This is a genomic window from Metasolibacillus meyeri (genome assembly GCF_003049505.1).
GTDB classification, from domain to species: Bacteria; Bacillota; Bacilli; order Bacillales_A; family Planococcaceae; genus Metasolibacillus; species Metasolibacillus meyeri.
This window is the reverse complement of sequence record NZ_PYWN01000137.1, coordinates 1-16,368: the sequence shown is the minus strand read 5'-3', so window position 1 is coordinate 16,368 and position 16,368 is coordinate 1. Positions and strand designations below refer to the sequence as shown.

Annotated in this window: 21 protein-coding genes; 11 read left to right on the top strand and 10 right to left on the bottom strand. The window is 38.2% G+C overall.

What is annotated here, in order from left to right:
* Window positions 1-210: hypothetical protein (locus tag C9J34_RS22440; protein ID WP_238600694.1), on the top strand; the 210-nt coding region annotated here is incomplete at its 5' end.
* 112 nt (window positions 211-322) lie between these two features.
* Here the strand turns inward: C9J34_RS22440 and C9J34_RS17315 are convergent.
* Window positions 323-928 carry a superoxide dismutase gene (locus C9J34_RS17315; RefSeq protein ID WP_107841433.1) on the bottom strand — a complete coding sequence of 202 codons (606 nt, stop codon included), beginning with the start codon at window positions 926-928 and terminating at the stop codon, window positions 323-325.
* A 126-nt stretch (window positions 929-1,054) separates the two neighbouring features.
* On the bottom strand, window positions 1,055-1,531 hold the full coding sequence (locus tag C9J34_RS17310) for a DUF456 domain-containing protein (protein WP_107841432.1): 477 nt from the start codon (window positions 1,529-1,531) through the stop codon (window positions 1,055-1,057).
* Window positions 1,532-1,636: 105 nt separating this feature from the next.
* Here C9J34_RS17310 and C9J34_RS17305 point away from each other — a divergent pair, with 105 nt between their 5' ends.
* Window positions 1,637-2,149 carry a DUF1189 family protein gene (locus C9J34_RS17305; protein ID WP_107841431.1) on the top strand — a complete coding sequence of 171 codons (513 nt, stop codon included), beginning with the start codon at window positions 1,637-1,639 and terminating at the stop codon, window positions 2,147-2,149.
* A gap of 68 nt (window positions 2,150-2,217) precedes the next feature.
* Here C9J34_RS17305 and glsA read toward each other — a convergent pair whose 3' ends face one another.
* Window positions 2,218-3,153, bottom strand: a complete 936-nt coding sequence (gene glsA / locus C9J34_RS17300) for a glutaminase A (protein WP_107841430.1) — start codon at window positions 3,151-3,153, stop codon at window positions 2,218-2,220.
* A 310-nt stretch (window positions 3,154-3,463) separates the two neighbouring features.
* On the opposite strand from glsA, the gene C9J34_RS17295 reads away from it, so the two are divergent.
* From C9J34_RS17295 to C9J34_RS17285, 3 genes are all read left to right on the top strand, one after another.
* Window positions 3,464-3,793 (top strand): hypothetical protein, encoded by a 330-nt coding sequence (locus C9J34_RS17295; RefSeq protein ID WP_107841429.1) that lies wholly within the window; start codon window positions 3,464-3,466, stop codon window positions 3,791-3,793.
* A 183-nt stretch (window positions 3,794-3,976) separates the two neighbouring features.
* On the top strand, window positions 3,977-5,089 hold the full coding sequence (ispG, locus tag C9J34_RS17290; RefSeq protein WP_107841428.1) for a flavodoxin-dependent (E)-4-hydroxy-3-methylbut-2-enyl-diphosphate synthase: 1,113 nt from the start codon (window positions 3,977-3,979) through the stop codon (window positions 5,087-5,089).
* On the top strand, window positions 5,086-5,661 hold the full coding sequence (locus tag C9J34_RS17285) for a hypothetical protein (protein ID WP_107841427.1): 576 nt from the start codon (window positions 5,086-5,088) through the stop codon (window positions 5,659-5,661). Before ispG ends, C9J34_RS17285 begins: the two co-directional genes overlap by 4 nt.
* Before the next feature lie 33 nt (window positions 5,662-5,694).
* On the opposite strand, the gene C9J34_RS22685 is transcribed toward C9J34_RS17285, so the two are convergent.
* The 6 genes from C9J34_RS22685 to C9J34_RS17260 all read right to left on the bottom strand — a co-directional run bounded on the left by C9J34_RS22685 (window position 5,695) and on the right by C9J34_RS17260 (window position 9,842).
* Window positions 5,695-5,823 (bottom strand): hypothetical protein, encoded by a 129-nt coding sequence (locus C9J34_RS22685; RefSeq protein ID WP_274523373.1) that lies wholly within the window; start codon window positions 5,821-5,823, stop codon window positions 5,695-5,697.
* A gap of 157 nt (window positions 5,824-5,980) precedes the next feature.
* Window positions 5,981-6,403, bottom strand: coding sequence for an HIT family protein (locus tag C9J34_RS17280; protein WP_107841426.1), 423 nt, complete (start codon window positions 6,401-6,403; stop codon window positions 5,981-5,983).
* 411 nt (window positions 6,404-6,814) lie between these two features.
* Window positions 6,815-7,456 (bottom strand): DUF1963 domain-containing protein, encoded by a 642-nt coding sequence (locus C9J34_RS17275; RefSeq protein ID WP_107841425.1) that lies wholly within the window; start codon window positions 7,454-7,456, stop codon window positions 6,815-6,817.
* A 354-nt stretch (window positions 7,457-7,810) separates the two neighbouring features.
* Window positions 7,811-8,437: an alpha/beta hydrolase gene (locus C9J34_RS17270; protein WP_107841424.1), complete on the bottom strand. Its 627-nt coding sequence runs from the start codon at window positions 8,435-8,437 to the stop codon at window positions 7,811-7,813.
* Between the two features lie 12 nt (window positions 8,438-8,449).
* Window positions 8,450-9,010, bottom strand: coding sequence for a DNA helicase (locus tag C9J34_RS17265; RefSeq protein WP_238600693.1), 561 nt, complete (start codon window positions 9,008-9,010; stop codon window positions 8,450-8,452).
* 145 nt (window positions 9,011-9,155) lie between these two features.
* Entirely contained in the window at window positions 9,156-9,842 is a 687-nt protein-coding gene (locus C9J34_RS17260) for a tetratricopeptide repeat protein (protein WP_107841423.1), read from the bottom strand.
* A gap of 137 nt (window positions 9,843-9,979) precedes the next feature.
* Between C9J34_RS17260 and C9J34_RS17255 the strand changes: the two genes are divergently transcribed.
* The 6 genes from C9J34_RS17255 (at window position 9,980) to C9J34_RS17230 (ending at window position 15,460) form a co-directional block, all read left to right on the top strand.
* Entirely contained in the window at window positions 9,980-11,371 is a 1,392-nt protein-coding gene (locus C9J34_RS17255; RefSeq protein WP_107841422.1) for an L-cystine transporter, read from the top strand.
* Between the two features lie 251 nt (window positions 11,372-11,622).
* Complete coding sequence (locus C9J34_RS17250) at window positions 11,623-12,225, top strand: hypothetical protein (protein WP_107841421.1); 603 nt, start codon at window positions 11,623-11,625, stop codon at window positions 12,223-12,225.
* A 116-nt stretch (window positions 12,226-12,341) separates the two neighbouring features.
* Entirely contained in the window at window positions 12,342-13,253 is a 912-nt protein-coding gene (locus tag C9J34_RS17245; protein WP_107841420.1) for a methyl-accepting chemotaxis protein, read from the top strand.
* A 14-nt stretch (window positions 13,254-13,267) separates the two neighbouring features.
* Window positions 13,268-14,017 carry a peptidoglycan editing factor PgeF gene (gene pgeF / locus C9J34_RS17240; protein WP_107841419.1) on the top strand — a complete coding sequence of 250 codons (750 nt, stop codon included), beginning with the start codon at window positions 13,268-13,270 and terminating at the stop codon, window positions 14,015-14,017.
* Window positions 14,018-14,129: 112 nt separating this feature from the next.
* Complete coding sequence (locus tag C9J34_RS17235; RefSeq protein ID WP_107841418.1) at window positions 14,130-14,468, top strand: PadR family transcriptional regulator; 339 nt, start codon at window positions 14,130-14,132, stop codon at window positions 14,466-14,468.
* Window positions 14,465-15,460, top strand: a complete 996-nt coding sequence (locus C9J34_RS17230; RefSeq protein WP_107841417.1) for an HAAS signaling domain-containing protein — start codon at window positions 14,465-14,467, stop codon at window positions 15,458-15,460. The genes C9J34_RS17235 and C9J34_RS17230 overlap by 4 nt, the downstream gene beginning before the upstream one ends.
* Here C9J34_RS17230 and C9J34_RS17225 read toward each other — a convergent pair.
* Window positions 15,457-16,077 (bottom strand): DUF3298 and DUF4163 domain-containing protein, encoded by a 621-nt coding sequence (locus C9J34_RS17225; protein WP_193769063.1) that lies wholly within the window; start codon window positions 16,075-16,077, stop codon window positions 15,457-15,459. The two genes, C9J34_RS17230 and C9J34_RS17225, sit on opposite strands and share 4 nt — an antisense overlap.
* Between the last annotated feature and the right edge of the window lie 291 nt (window positions 16,078-16,368).

The following is a 16,368-nucleotide window of genomic DNA, read 5'->3' as shown; positions in this document are numbered from 1 at the left end:
TTTATCTGCGAATTTCTCAAAATATCTGCGCTTTCTCTTGATTTATCTGCGAATCCCCCAAGATATCTGCGCTTTCTCTTGGTTTATCAGCGAATTTCTCAAGATATCTGCGCCTTCTTTTGGTTTATCAGCGAATTCCCCGAGATATCTGCGTTTCTCTTGATTTATCTGCGAATCCCCCAAGGTATCTGCGCTTTCCTTGGTTTATGAAAATTTAGGACTACTACCGCTTTACTTTCAATACAAAAAGAGTCAAGTTAAATAAAAAAACTGTAAGGGGATGCCTCCTCGGACATCCTCTTACAGTTATTAGTAAGTATAATTATTTCGCTGCTTGGAATTTAGCTTCTACTACATCCCAGTTAACAACGTTCCAGAATGCACCGATGTAGTCTGGACGACGGTTTTGGTAGTTTAAGTAGTAAGCGTGCTCCCAAACGTCTAAACCTAAAATAGGCGTTTTACCTTCCATTACAGGTGAATCTTGGTTTGGTGTAGATGTTACAGCAACGCCGTCACCATCAACGATTAACCAAGCCCAGCCTGAACCGAAGCGAGTTGTAGCTGCTTTTGCGAACTCTTCTTTGAACGCGTCGAACGAACCGAATTTTGCGTCGATTGCTGCTGCTACTTCACCAACTGGTGTATTTGAACCGCCTGGAGCGATTACTTCCCAGAATAATGTGTGGTTAGCATGTCCACCACCGTTATTGCGTACAGCCGTTTGTTTGTCAGCTGGTACTGCATCTAAGTTTGCGATTAATTCGTTTACATCCTTACCTGCAAACTCAGTACCTTCTAATGCAGCATTTACATTTGTAATGTAAGTTTGGTGATGTTTTGAATGGTGGATTTCCATCGTGCGTGCATCGATATGTGGTTCTAATGCATCGTATGCGTAAGGTAATTTCGGTAGTTCGTAAGCCATTTTAAATTCCTCCTCAAAGTTGAAAAATCTTTGTTCATGTATAAGATTATCAAAATTGGTACAGTCCTTCAATGAAAAAAACTTGAGAACACATATTTCGGTCTTTTGACGGAAATCGATTGCGTATTAAATAGCGAGAATAAATAAAAGAATCATCACCGCTTGAATGGTTCCCTTTACTGCTACAGACGTTAAAAACCCTATAACAGAGCCTACTCCCGTGCGAACAGCTTGCTTCATTGTTGTTTTTTCTACAAGTAATTCGCCAATCACAGCACCTAAAAATGGTCCAATTAAAATACCTGCAAACGGAATGACAAATGGACCAACTAAGAGCCCGATTGTACTTCCCCACATGCCTGCTTTCGAGCCTCCAAATTTCTTCACACCGATTAAATTCGCAATCGTGTCAGCCACGAACAATAACACAACAAATAACACTTCAATAACCCAGAACCACCACGGCAATGCAAATGTATAAAACAAACCATACAGTATAAAACCTGCCGCAATAAATAAAACAGACGGGATAATCGGGTAAACTAATCCAATAAAGCTAATAACAAAACACGCAATGATTAATATCCATGCGACGATATCCATGAAGCTTCACTCCTTTGTTTATTGTGTACGTTTCGCATAATCAAAAAGTTTCAATGCGACACTTTCTGCTTTTCGTGATACACTGTCTGATGGAGGAGATTTACGATGCAATTAAAACATTCACAGCTTTTCCTTGATAGCTTATATCAACCAAAAAAGCTTGCTGCCTATAGAATCATGCCGATTGGAAAAGTGATTCAATATGTGTTTTTGCTTATTACGGCAATGACCGTTTTTTCACTCGGAAAGTTTTTCAATAACGAGATTAATCAAATTTTCGCTTACAAGGAAATAGAGGAATTTGCTAGCGATTTAAAATGGCTTGTGTACGCGATTTCAATCGTCTTTTTGTTCGTGATGAACACACTTATTTTATTCGCTAAAATTAGCGTCTATGCTTATGCAGGTCAGCTATTTTTAAAGCCGATGCAGCGTCGTGGTGAGTATCGACAAGTATGGCGTACAGCAGCTTTCGCTATTACATGGGAAGTGATTTTATCCATTATTTTGAGCTTCTTTGCGATTCCGTCCATTGTCTCTATTTTACTATTTATCGTTGTGACCATGACGATCCTGTTAATGGCGTTAAAAAAATACCCAAAAATGCCACAAGCATAAAGCATACATACTTTTGAACAGCGTTGTCTGAAAGTGATGCATGAGTTCACTTTTCAGACAACCACCTTTTAAAAAATACTCAATTGATAGCGCTTCGATAATTCTTCTAAAAACTTCATCCCCGCTACGCTATTTCCTACTGCATCGATGGCTGGACCAAAAATTCCGATGCCTATTGTGCCTTGCAATTCCTCAATTTTCGCATCCATTGCTACACAGAGAATGCCACCAGACACGCCACTTTTAGCTGGCATACCAACGAATGCCGCAAACTTTCCAGATGCATTATACATACCGCAAGTAAGCATCAAGGCCTTCGCCATTTTTGCTATTTTCGCATCAAATATTCGCTCTTTGCTTAATGGATGGTAGCCATCATTTGCAATCACTAATGCAATTGTTGCAAGCTGCTTAACATCAACGAGCAATGCACACTGCTTTAAATAGGCTTCCAAAGTGATTTCCACATCGCCTTGCAAGTAGCCATTAGCTTTTAAATAATAGGCAATTGCTCGATTACGATACGCCGTTTCCCATTCAGAAGTAAATACTTCCTCACATACTTCGCATTGTGCACTAATCATTTTTTTAATAAAATTTTGCAAATTACTAATTTTGTCGTCTACTTCTACACCAGGAAGCATCGATGAAATCGTAATAGCACCTGCGTTAATCATTGGATTAAATGGTTTACCTGGCTGATGACTTTCCAAGCGAATAATGGAATTAAAAGGATCCCCAGTCGGCTCTACATCAACATACTGCAATACATGCTCCACACCGTATGTTTCACAGACAAAAATAAAACTAATAACCTTCGAAATGCTTTGTAAGGTGAAAAACTGCTGATAATCCCCTTCTTGAAAAGCGCTACCATTGCCATCTATTAATGATACGGCTAATAGCTTTGGGTCAACACTGCTTAATGCTGGTATATATGTGGCAACACGTCCCTCTTGATAAAATGACTGCGCCTCACGAATAAGCTGCTGTAATTGTTGCATCTTATATTTCCCTCCAAAAATTAATCAATTATACCTCAGCTAACTGTTATCCGGATTTTTTCAAGCTACGTACACGGATCAACAATTAACGGACCTGTGTTCTCTTCAACATCTATGACATCCACAAGAAACTTTATTGTAATTCAATGGGCGTTTTCTATACATGTACGTGGCACTTCGCTTTCATAGAGCCGTTTCATTTTCGTAACAGAAAAGCATTGCGGAATCATAATAAATAACTGCTATCAAGAATAGAATACACCAATTAGACATTTAATAGTATCGCCACTCTAGTTTGAGGAGGAAGATTATGCGTTACATTATTTTTACCATACTTTTTTTTATTATTGCAGCAGTCATTAAAATAGATTTGCAAGAAGGGACGCTCCCGCTTGCTTCGTTTTATGAGGAAGAAATTTGCGAGGAGCAAATAGAATATGAATGGCAGCACATTATTGTACGTGTACAGCAAAGTGATACGATGTATAGTTTATTTGCAGCCAGCCCAACAAACGCCCCATTACCTGAGCGTCTCGCCGAATTTTATAAGGCAAATCCACATTTACAACAGCAATCGCTCGTGCCAGGTGAATTAATCAAACTACCCATTCGTAAACAAAAGGAAAATAAGTGCCGTTAAAATAAGCTCACCGTAGTTAATTCTTGTCCTTGCTTATTTTCACTGCTAAAATAGGGACAGTGAAAGAACAATAATTTTGCAATGCAACAACAAATCATTGCGTTGCGTCATATTATCAAAGTTCGAAGGCAGTTGTACATTTGTGCAATTGATTTTTGTAAGCCCAAAAAGGAGAGAATTTACATGAGTGAAATCGTTCACCGTTCCAATACACGCCCAGTACGCGTAGGAAATTTAACAATTGGTGGCAGCAATGAATTGTTCATCCAAAGTATGTGTACGACAAAAACACATGATGTGGAAGCAACAGTAGCAGAAATTTTGCGTTTAGAGGAGGCGGGCTGTCAGCTTGTGCGCGTCGCTGTACCAGATGAACGCGCAGCAGATGCAATCGCTGCTATTAAAAAGCGCATTAATATCCCGCTTGTTGCAGATATTCATTTTGACTATAAACTCGCATTAAAAGCAATTGAAAACGGCATTGATAAAGTGCGCATTAACCCAGGTAATATTGGTCGTCGTGAAAAAGTAGAGGCCGTTGTTAACGCAGCAAAGGCCAAAAATATCCCTATTCGTATCGGTGTAAACGCTGGTTCATTAGAGCGTCATATTTTAGAAAAATACGGCTACCCGACAGCTGACGGTATGGTTGAATCCGCACTACATCATATTAAAATTTTAGAAGACTTAGATTTTCACGATATTATCGTGTCAATGAAGGCCTCTGATGTAAATCTTGCAATTGAAGCATATGAAAAAGCAGCGAAGGCTTTCAGTTACCCATTGCACTTAGGTATTACAGAGTCTGGTACATTATTTGCAGGTACGGTAAAATCTGCTGCTGGTCTTGGTGCGATTTTATCGAAAGGAATTGGCAATACATTGCGTATTTCCTTATCAGCAGACCCTGTCGAAGAAATAAAAGTAGGGCGTGAGCTATTAAAATCATTTGGTCTTGCCTCAAATATGGCAACACTCATTTCATGTCCAACTTGCGGTCGTATTGAAATCGATTTAATTTCGATTGCAAATGAAGTGGAAGAATATATTTCGAAACTTAGTGTTCCGTTGAAGGTTGCTGTGCTTGGCTGTGCAGTAAACGGCCCAGGTGAGGCACGCGAGGCAGATATCGGGATTGCAGGCGCACGTGGCGAAGGTTTATTGTTTATGAAAGGTAAAACTGTACGCAAAGTGCCTGAAGAAACAATGGTTGAGGAATTGAAAAAAGAAATCGATAAACTTGCTGCTGAAATGGAAGAAAAACGAGCTGCTGAAGAAGCACAGGCACAACGATGAGCAAAAAAGCAAGATTCGGCATCGATATTGACGGCACGGTAACCTGCCCTGCCACATTAATTCCTCATATTAATGCGCAATATAATGTCAATATTACACTGGACGATGTTGTAGAATATGATTTCTTAAGTGCATTTCCCCACCCTGTTGACCGCACGGAGTTTGCCCATTGGTTTACAACAAATGAGCCACGACTTTATGCGGCAAGCGAGTTAGCAGACAATGCACACGCAATTTTAAATGATTGGAAAAGCCGCTACGAATTATTTTATATTTCGGCGCGCGGTGAAAATGTACTGGACATAACAAAAAATTGGTTCCATGAGCATGCCGTTCCGTATGACCATATCGAATTAATCGGCAGCCACGATAAGCTGTCAACAGCAAAGCACCACTGTGTCGATGCCTTTTTTGAGGATAAGCACGACAATGCGGTGATGTTAGCAGAGGAACTAGATATTCCTGTTATTTTATTCGATACGCCTTACAATAGGTTAGCAACACCAAATAAGGTCATTCGCGTTAACAACTGGATTGAAGCAAATGACTGGATCCGTAAAAACTTTGAATAGCCTAAAAAGCTGTCGAAACTTCTCGACAGCTTTTTATATGTCTAAAATCCCTCGTATCCACCTGTCCACAAAGCTTTCAAATGTAATGCCGTATTGATTATAAATTTCGTGATAAACAAAATAAACGCCGAGCCTTTCTAGTAACTCGTCATCAATGCGCATACATCCCTTTCCTTTCTAACACTAACATACGTAGTGAAACGAGCAAATATGAATAGCGCTGCTTCGTTTATCATTCCAAAGTAAGAATTCGCCCGAAAATTAAAAAAGTACAAGAAACCGCTATTTTAAAGCAGATGTCCTGCACTCGGTAAAGATTTTATGCTAAGCTTTTCATCACTTCAATCATCTTTTTACGGGTTTCATCTAATTTATGTTCATCAATGTCAACTTCTTCAGCCTCCGCATAAAAATCTGCGAAATTTTGCCCTTCATATCTAGGTACAACATGCATATGGAAATGCGTTAAGTCATCAAAAGCACCGCCATTTTGGCATATCGTGATCCCATCAGGCTTGAACAAGATTTTAATAGCCTTCGATAGAAGCTGTGCTGCTTTCATTACAGAGTTCGCTGTATGGTCATCAAGCTCATCAAAATACTCCGCATGTTTTTTAGGCAAAATCAAAACATGTCCTTCGTTATAAGGATCATGGTCTAAAATGCAACAAACATGCGCATCCTCAAACACTACATTAACAGCTACTTTTTGATTTGCTAAATTGCAGCCAAAGCAAGTCATTTAATCTCACCTCTTTGTATAAAATAATTTTTAATCGATTTTTTTAACTGTTCCACTCTTCAACCACCTCTAAATATAGATGCTCTTCTTTTTAATAGCAAAATTAGATGAAATTTTATTGATTTGGAATTAAATTCAAATTATTGTGTTAATACTTATTTCCTCTGGCTTGTGAATATTTACTGTATAAATTAAATCAGAGGTTGAATATGCTGTTCATATGTTGTCTTCAAATGGCGAAAACAATGCCCCTATCAAGTTATTATTCATGTCAACATGGGCAATAAAGCCTTCATTCCCCATACCACCAATATTTTATCATTATGATATTGAACTTGTGGATGCTGATCAATCTCACACCAGATGTTTTCATTAAAAGATATTATACTTTCTAGGGTATTTTAAAGGCTACTAAGTACATTGAATAAAGAAAACTCCTGCTTCATTCGCATTGTCACTTTTATTTAAAAATAAATATCCGACTGAATCATTTAGAAAAAATATATCGTGAAATTCTTTTGGAAAATCACCACCATAAATTTGTAGGCAAAATTGATAATTATCCAACCCTAAATTTTCAACTTGTAATAGCGACGGTTTATCGCCAATTAGTGAACCACAATAAAACGCTAGGTCATCAAAATCTTCATCTAACTCCTCTACATCCAAACTCAATTCATCTCCCAAAACGAATTCTTGTGCTGGAATAAGGAAATCAGATTCATTTCTAATTTCACCTATTTCATGTAATAAAACCCTTGTAAATCCTTGCTTAATGCTTTCTAACTCTTCTTTATCTCCATGATAAGTGATTAAATCTAAAAAATAATCTTCTCTTTTATATGTTGTAAAAACAGATAAAATATGTTCTTTTGGTAAGTTCAAATTTAGAGTTTCATTAATAAAATTTGTTGGTAAACAGAATACAAGCGTTAATTTATCTCCGTTTGGATTTAACGGCCAATCTATATTTCGAGGCAAGAAGCTATATCCTCCAAGTCGAGGTACAATAGAGTCATTTTCAACACCTTTAAAAATCATTTCAACTGACATATTTTCAACTCCTACATTAAAATTCTATTTTCATATCGAGCTATTTTGTAGATAACTGAATATGGGCCATTCTTATAGAACTAGCCTATTTGCTACATACGGCTTATACTTATGCCAACCCAGAGCAATAAATCAAAAATATATACTAATTAAAATATTATGTATATATTATTTTATATCAGATAACGAAATAATAAAAATTATTTTTTCCAAAAAATAAAAGTGCTAGCTCTTTGTTTTAGCTAATGTAAAATATAGCAATTCATTACCAATCCCCCCAAAAAACAAAATTAAAAGACATGCATCCGATATGATATCGAATGCACGCCCTAGTTACTGCCTCCATCTGTCATGCTATTGCTTTCTAAACCATTCCATTAAATCTTTTAATTCTTCCGCCGTAACGCCATGACCATCCGCATACGTTTTAAATGTTACCTGTGCGCCGTATTCCTCGAAAAAGGCTGCGCTCGCTTCGCCCCATGCAAGCGGATAAACATAATCATATTCGCCATGTCCAATAAACATTTGCACATTGCTGAGTGGTAGCTTGCGATATTCCTCCACAACGAACTGCGGTACAAAGCCACTTAATGCGACGGCACCGCGCAATGTATCTGCCATAATAACCGTTAAAGCTTGTGCAATCGCTGCACCTTGATTAAAGCCCATCACGTACAGCTCGTCTTGCTTTAATAAAAACTCTGCAACTGCTTCTTCAATAAACAGCCTCGTGAATTGTACGACTTGATCAAAGACTGCTTGATTTGGCAGCCCCTCTTCTTCAAATGTGTAAAAAGCATAACCTGGTGGATGTTCAATCGGACCGCGCAAGCTGAAAATATGACAGTCAAACGGCATATTTTCGACGAGCTGCAATAAATCCTGCTCGTTGCTGCTTAAGCCATGTAGTAAAAAAACGGCGGGCTTTTCACCAGCTTCCTTTGGCGCTCTATGTGTAAATATATATGGTGATTTCATTGCTGTTCTCTCCTATTCCATTAATTCCATCTGATTGACGAATTGATCTGCATAATAAGCAACATAGCCCTCGATTACGCGTAATGTTTCCTCAAATTGACCGTCCAGCACAACGCTTACCTGTGGCTGTATCGTTAAATAGGTTAAAAAATCAAAGCGCAATGAATGCTCCACAGAAGCATAGGCGTAGTCATAAACAACGTCTTCCTCCGTCACATTTAATGCTTTATATTGACTATGGAACATTTTCGTATAATCATCCATTTTTTCAGAAACGAATTGGCGAATACGCATTTGCTGTGCCAGTGACTCGCTTTCAATATAAGCAACTGTCGGCACTTGCCCCTGTCCATATGTATCTTGCATAATTTTTACCCATGCTGCTCGATTCTCAACAAAGTAGGTAATATTTAACATCAAGCGGTCAAAAAAGTCTTGCTCACTCGTTGCTGACTGCTTTTTCGCTGTAAGATTTTGCTTAATTGTTTTCTCAAATTGTGCTGCATTTGCCTTTTGTGTTAGCAAAAACATTAATTCTTCAATATAATGATTTACCTCTTGCTGTGTTCGCACACGTTACACTCCCTTTTATATCAATTGCGCCCACCTTCAATAGTGAGCTTTCCATAAATTCAGTAGTCAAAAGCTCTGTCTAAACACATGTCAATTAACCGTTGATATGCTCGCTCGACAAAATCTAGCCGAGATATAATTGATGTTAAAAAATATATTCTCTCATATTTTCCACTGTGTTTTCAATTGCACTTCTTAACGATTGTTGCTCGTCACGACAGTAGCTTTGCGCTTGTTCTAATGCAATTAATGCTTGCTCTAAAAATGCGTCATGCTGCAAGTTTTTATAGAGTTCCATTAAAATCAAAGATCGATTCCAATACCAACGCGCATTTTTGTCATCAAGCTCAATCGCCCGCTCCAAATAACCTAATAGTTCAAATGGTGTATAATCTAAACGCTGCATTGTTTGTGCTGCTAATCCATAATAAACGGCTTTATTTGGATTATAGTTGACCGCTTGTAGAAAGCAGTACACACTTTCACTATAGTGATGCGCAAATAAAAACAGCTGTGCCTGTGTAAAAAAGGACTGTGCTCGCTCTGTATCAGTGCCTGTGTGAGCCAATTCCTCCAACTGACGCGTGCGTGTGGCAAATTGCTGCTCGTCTTTTATTACACGAATGGCTAAAACTTCATCTTGCTCCGCATACGTTTCATCTGCCCGCTCGACAGATTGTGGCTCACGCGCTGTATAACAAGGAATATTCCCTAATTGATAACGTTCATACAATGCAATCACTTGCTGTGCAAATGACGAATTGTTCTCTTCTTGTGCCTTTTGATAACATGCATGGATTTGTCCGCGATAAAATAATTGCTCCAGCTTCACTACTATTCACTCCCTATCTTTTTAGTATACATGATTCCATCTAAACTTTTTTAATAAAATTTAAAAACCTACTTGACTAATAAGTTTTATAAGAATAGAATACACTATACAAACGATTTCACTAGGAGGATATATTCATGGATTTCATCGTATTATTAAATATTATTGTACTGATTGCTTTAATCAGTGTTTTATATGCATTAAAGAAAAAGCATGTTAAATTTTCAACGCGCGTCTTTATTGCATTAGGTTTAGGTATTTTACTAGGTGCAGCATTACAGCTTATTTACGGTGCTGGTGCTGAAGAGGTTGCTAATACTGTTCCTTGGTATAATATCGTCGGCACAGGCTATGTCAAATTACTGCAAATGATTGCTATGCCACTTATTTTCATTTCGATTTTAGTAGCCTTTACAAAAATGAAAATCGGTAAAAACTTCGGTAAAATAGCAGCTCTTATTTTAGCCATTTTAATCGGAACAACGGCGATTTCTGCAGCAATCGGCATTACAACAACAGCGATTTTCGATTTGGACGCAACGCAAATTTTACAAGGAGATGCCGAGGTTGCACGCGGTGAAGCGTTAGTTGAACGCTCTGAATCGTTAGCTGCGGCATCATTGCCACAGCAAATTATTGAATTATTCCCAGCGAATCCATTCGCTGATTTAACAGGCTCTCGCTCTACTTCAACGATTGCCGTTGTTATTTTCTCAGCATTTTTAGGCTTTGCTTATTTATCTGTAGCACGTAAAGAGCAAGAAACAGCAGCGACAATTAAAAAAGGCATCGATGCCATTTATGCCTTGATTATGGGTGTTGTACGCATCGTGCTTCGCTTAACACCATATGGGATTTTAGCGATTATGGCACGCACTGTTGCGACAAGTGATTACGGAGCAATTTATAGCTTAGGAAAATTCGTCATCGCTTCATATGTTGCATTAATCCTTGTTTTTATCGTTCATTTACTTATACTTACACTAACGGGCTTAAATCCAGTCACATATGTGAAAAAAGCGGCGGAAACATTACTGTTTGCCTTCACTTCACGCACAAGTGCAGGTGCCCTACCATTAAATATTCAAACACAAACATCGCGCTTAGGTGTACCAGAAGGAATTGCTAACTTCTCTGCGTCATTTGGTCTATCCATCGGGCAAAATGGCTGTGCTGGTGTCTACCCTGCTATGCTTGCTGTGATGATTGCGCCAACTGTTGGCATTAACCCGTTAAGCCCTGGCTTTATCGCAACAGTCATTATCGTTGTAGCAATCAGCTCGTTCGGAGTTGCAGGTGTTGGTGGTGGTGCGACATTCGCTGCTATTTTAGTCCTATCCGCGCTTGATTTACCAATTGCGCTTGCAGGTGTGTTAATTTCGGTTGAGCCATTAATCGACATGGGACGCACAGCACTGAACGTAAGTGGCTCTATGACAGCAGGTGTGACAACAGCTCGTGTAACGGGCGAATTAGATAAGGAAGTTTATGACACGCCTTCATCTACAAAACAATTAATAGACGCATAAAAAAGTATTTTAGTTATAATAAAACCCGAACAACACAGCGATACATCCACGTATTCCTTCGCTATTGTTCGGGTTTTATAATACTTATTTGTAAATCATTCGCCCTTCACTATCAATAAATGAATGATGTCCAATCCCCTATTCTTATTTCATAGGAGTTTTCTACTGAATGCTGCTAAATATATTGCATTAAAATTTGGAAACGCTACAATAGTGGTAAAGATTAGTAAGTAGAGGCGAGGTGAGCGCGGTTGTTTGAGACCGTTACAGCGGAGAAAAGTTTATTATTTTTAAAAGATGATTTATTAGTGAATCAATTTAAAGAACTAGCAAGTCGATATCCACAATTTCATAAAGTTCCGCAATTAGGGATTGTCAAACCTAATGATGTTTGGATTGCTGCATTCAATATTTGGCTACTGTTGCAGCCAGATGACTATAACATTTTGGAATCAGCAGAAAAAACGCTCTATTATTCAAGCAATTTTATTATTTTAAATGAGTTAAAAAATGATCATTATTTTAAATTTATTAAAACGCATCCAGCCTTAGTGACCGAGCTGCTATTTATTACAGCACTCTATCTCTCAGAAGCTTTAAACCAATGGCTCACGGACGTTTTAATTGCGGAAAAACGCGAGGATATTATTATTCGCAATAGGCAACGCAGTTATTTCGAAATGCATACGAAAACCGAGGAAGAAGTACGGAAATTTGTTGAAGATCAAGCGGCGATTGTCAAAATAATTATGCCGATTATTACGAAAGAAAATGCGCTAGAATATTTAATTAAAAATAGCTACGATACGGCTTTGACTCAGTTCTCGAAAAAGAATATTGTAGTAGAAAACTAGCTACACGAAATCAATTTATGATTTTGTGTAGTTTTTTATACAAAAATAACTAGTCATATGAAAGCTTTTTCATTACACTAAATTATAAAGTAAAGCTTCCAGAGGAGACTACACATATGATAAATAGACAAATTGAGCAAGTGACAGACCAGCATGTTGTAAAATCTTTAGAAAAAAATCTCCCGATTATCCGCTTCAACTTAAAACATGATGTCGAATATGCCAATGAGCAATTTGCCAATACGCTCGGCTACAAAGCTACGGAATTAATCGGCGTTAATCATAGCAAGCTTTGTTTTCCTGAATTTGCCCAAAGCCCTGCATATAAAGAATTTTGGCGCAAGCTTGAGCAAGGTAATGCTTATAAAGATCAAATTGTAAGACGCCACGCTTCTGGAGAAGAAGTATGGCTAGAAGCAATTTATATGCCAATTTTCTCTGAGCATACGCGACAGGTAATTGGCGTTAGTAAAATCGCCTTAAATATCACTGAAAGAGCAACGATTATTCATGCTTTAGCAGACCAATTAAAAGGTATGTCTGAAGCTTTAAATGACAAATCCCAAGTTGGTCACAATGATAGCGTGACACTACTCCATAATATCGAGCATATCGTCGAGGAATCAGCAGCAAATCAGCAAAATTTACAAGCATTGCAACAAGAGGCAGAATCAATTACCAATGTTGTCAAAACAATCCGTGATATTGCCGCGCAAACAAACTTACTAGCATTAAACGCTGCAATTGAAGCAGCGCGTGCTGGTGAACATGGCAAAGGCTTCAATGTTGTTGCACAGGAAGTACGCAATTTATCCACAAAGGTTTCACAGTCCATCGGTGAAGTAAAGGACAATGTTGACCGCATTATTGATAAAATCCATTCCGTCTCAGCCAGTATTGATGCCATCACAGAAAGCGTACAAAATAGCACAGAGCAAATCGAAAAAACGGTTGACCATTTTCAATTTATCGCACAAACTGCTGAATCACTAGAGAAAAATACGAGTGAATTTATCAAAAAAGTTTAAGGAGTGGCACAGCAATGGTTCAACTATATATGAACAACGAGCACTTTTTAGCTGGTATCACCCTGCAAGAGAATGGCGAAGAATCGAATAATATGGCGTTCTACACATCGCAAAATCCACAAGCCGTTTTACAAAACCGCCAGCAATTGGCGAATGCCATTGGCTATTCCTTGCAGGATTTCGTCTGCCCACAGCAAACGCATAGTGCTAACTTCCAAAAGATTACGGTACAGCATAAAGGAAATGGTGCAGAAAGCCAGTCCTCTGCAATTCCACAAACAGACGCCCTTTATACGTATGAACGAGGAATTGTGTTATCCATTTTTACAGCAGATTGCGTGCCTATTATACTGACGAATGCAGTAACGGGACTTTGCGCTGTTATCCATAGTGGCTGGCAAGGGACAGTCAAAGAAATGACAGCGAAGCTACTGCAGCAATTGATTGCAGAAGGAAATAACCCCGCTGATTTACATGTACAAATAGGTATGGCACTAAGCCAGCAACGCTTTGAGGTCGACACAGATGTTTATGAGCAATTTCAAGCGCTAGGCTATGTGGATGACTTGATGTATTTTCATGAAGCAACGCAAAAATATCATATCGACAACCAGTTAACGGTGCAAAAGCAAATTTTATTAGCGGGTGTTCCGCTTGAAAATATACAAATCGACCGCACATGTACATATGATGCGGCACATGGCTTCTCCTATCGCCAGCAAAGAGATTGCGGGCGACACATGATTTTTGTTGTGAGGAAATAAATAAATCGCATGGGATTTTGAATTCCATGCGATTTTTTATTTTCTAGAGAGTCACACATTGACGTATAATACACTATACTGTATCATACACAGTATATAAGGAGTGAATAAGATGAGCTCATTAATTGATTCGTTCACAACAGAATTACGGCGTGGCACATTGACATTAGCCGTTTTAAGCCAACTGCAAACACCTCAATATGGCTATTCGCTTGTTCAACGACTAGAACAAGCAGGTGTAAGCATCGAACAAAATACACTCTATCCATTGCTAAGACGCTTAGAAAAACAAGAACTAGTTACTAGCAATTGGGATACAAGTGAAAGTAGACCACGCAAATATTACATTATTAGCGACTATGGTCAAGAGATTTTTGAAAAGCTAAAGACGGAATGGCTCACTTTAGCTACCGAATTAACTACTTTACTACAAGGAGATGGTCAATCATGAAATTAATTGAAGCGTATGTGTATGAAGTAACACGTAGATTGCCTAATAAAGCTCGACATGATATTGCCCTTGAACTGACTTCTACCATTGAAGATATGCTGCCAGACAATTACAACACAGAGGATGTGAAGGATGTGTTAGAAAAGCTTGGCCCCCCTGCTACATTTGCAGCAAATTATCGTGACGAAACTCGTTATTTAATCGGCCCTTCACTGTATGATTCCTATATGGATACAATCAAATTAGTATTGCCTTGGGCGCTCTTGATTGCCCTTATCGTGCAAGTCATTCAAAATATTTTCTTATTGAATGAAGAACAGGCTATTCTAACAATGTTATTGAAGTTTATCAGCTTTACTATCGTGGACTTAATTCTCGTGACCCTTCAAGTATTGTTTTGGATAACAATTATCTTTGTGATTTTAGAACGGAATGGAGTTCGAAAAGCACCGCTACATGATGAATGGACAGTTGATATGTTAGATGCTGTACAAATTATCCCTAACCACAAACGAATTCCTATTGGCGAAATCGTATTGGAGGCTGGCTGGATTGTTATTTTAACAGTCGGTTATTTTACGGCAGAGCATTTTATTGGCGTCTATCAAAAAGTAGAGAGCGGAAATTTACTATTGATGCTGCCAATTTTCCAGCAACAAACTTTACTAGCATTCGCGCCACTTCTATTATTTGCTGTGGCAATAGAAATAGCGCTGCTTTTATACAAACTAAAGCAGCGCGTATGGACAATGCATATAGCGATTGCCAATCTCATTATTAAACTAATCACAACAATCATCAGCATGATGATCATTAGTCATGCTAATTTCATAAACGCAGAGCTTGCTCCTTATTTAGCCAATGTGATGAATGTCGCTCCTATCAAAATGGAGCAAAGCATCCATGCGATTATTATTGTAACGCTATTAACAATTATTATTTCAACTTGTAGCGATATTTACAAAGGTTTCCGCAAAGTGAAAGCTGACTAATTACTTGCCATCATTCGTCCAAGTGGGCCATCCTCCAAGACGATGCTTGCAATATCATAGACGGAAATCGGGAACATCGGCAAACCATAATAATAAGGTGCTAAATCATATAACTGGAAGAAAATAACGAGCGCTTTATCCGCAATATAGAAAAATTGATTCGGCTCAATCGCTGTAAATGGCTCTATGGTTGGGATATCTCGCTCTTTTATTTGCTCCTTAATATGCCGTGAGAGAACATCAACATAATCGCTACCCGGCTTAAATAAATCTTTTAACTCACATAGCTGCCGCTTTTGTAAATCAAATGTTAACGGTTGAATATAAGTCATACCATGTGCCGCTTGAGAAAAATAAACATAATTCGATAATGTTAAGCTAAATACATCGCGCTGATTGTTTTTCAGTTCATATGTGCCTAGCATTTGTTCAACTGTTGAAGGCAAATCTCCTGCTTGTTGATTGATTAACCGCTGCGTTTCGCTTGCAATTGTTTGATTAATAAAAAATTGCAGCGACGGATTGTGCATTTGTATCGCCTGTGGATAATAAATAATTTTTTGCGGAGATGTTTGCACAGTATGCGTTTGCGTTGTAATCGGAAATGTAAAAGACAAGAACATCAACTCTTTCTTTGCTTTTTCCACATTGTATGTAGCGAGTGGGTTTCTGCTACATATGAGCGGGCAAGTTTAGGAGCGATTTCTTGTCTTATTTGAGTACTTCTTTCTGCTATTTGATTACTTTTAGGTGTTATTTGAGCGTTTGCTTGATTTATTTGATTGCGCTTCGAAATATTTGTGAGTTCTTAATTTTATTTGTGCGCTTTCTCAGATTTATCTGCGCTTTTCTCGATTTATCTGCGGTTTCTCAGATTTATCTGCGCTTTCCTCAGTTTTATCTGCGGT

Excerpts from the sequence above, each read along its gene's own strand:
- C9J34_RS17315 (WP_107841433.1), bottom strand. The coding sequence starts at position 928 with ATGGCTTACGAACTACCGAAATTACCTTACGCATACGATGCATTAGAA.
- C9J34_RS17310 (WP_107841432.1), bottom strand. The coding sequence starts at position 1,531 with ATGGATATCGTCGCATGGATATTAATCATTGCGTGTTTTGTTATTAGC.
- C9J34_RS17305 (WP_107841431.1), top strand. The coding sequence starts at position 1,637 with ATGCAATTAAAACATTCACAGCTTTTCCTTGATAGCTTATATCAACCA.
- glsA (WP_107841430.1), bottom strand. The coding sequence starts at position 3,153 with ATGCAACAATTACAGCAGCTTATTCGTGAGGCGCAGTCATTTTATCAA.
- C9J34_RS17295 (WP_107841429.1), top strand. The coding sequence starts at position 3,464 with ATGCGTTACATTATTTTTACCATACTTTTTTTTATTATTGCAGCAGTC.
- ispG (WP_107841428.1), top strand. The coding sequence starts at position 3,977 with ATGAGTGAAATCGTTCACCGTTCCAATACACGCCCAGTACGCGTAGGA.
- C9J34_RS17285 (WP_107841427.1), top strand. The coding sequence starts at position 5,086 with ATGAGCAAAAAAGCAAGATTCGGCATCGATATTGACGGCACGGTAACC.
- C9J34_RS22685 (WP_274523373.1), bottom strand. The coding sequence starts at position 5,823 with ATGCGCATTGATGACGAGTTACTAGAAAGGCTCGGCGTTTATTTTGTT.
- C9J34_RS17280 (WP_107841426.1), bottom strand. The coding sequence starts at position 6,403 with ATGACTTGCTTTGGCTGCAATTTAGCAAATCAAAAAGTAGCTGTTAAT.
- C9J34_RS17275 (WP_107841425.1), bottom strand. The coding sequence starts at position 7,456 with ATGTCAGTTGAAATGATTTTTAAAGGTGTTGAAAATGACTCTATTGTA.
- C9J34_RS17270 (WP_107841424.1), bottom strand. The coding sequence starts at position 8,437 with ATGAAATCACCATATATATTTACACATAGAGCGCCAAAGGAAGCTGGT.
- C9J34_RS17255 (WP_107841422.1), top strand. The coding sequence starts at position 9,980 with ATGGATTTCATCGTATTATTAAATATTATTGTACTGATTGCTTTAATC.
- C9J34_RS17245 (WP_107841420.1), top strand. The coding sequence starts at position 12,342 with ATGATAAATAGACAAATTGAGCAAGTGACAGACCAGCATGTTGTAAAA.
- pgeF (WP_107841419.1), top strand. The coding sequence starts at position 13,268 with ATGGTTCAACTATATATGAACAACGAGCACTTTTTAGCTGGTATCACC.
- C9J34_RS17235 (WP_107841418.1), top strand. The coding sequence starts at position 14,130 with ATGAGCTCATTAATTGATTCGTTCACAACAGAATTACGGCGTGGCACA.
- C9J34_RS17230 (WP_107841417.1), top strand. The coding sequence starts at position 14,465 with ATGAAATTAATTGAAGCGTATGTGTATGAAGTAACACGTAGATTGCCT.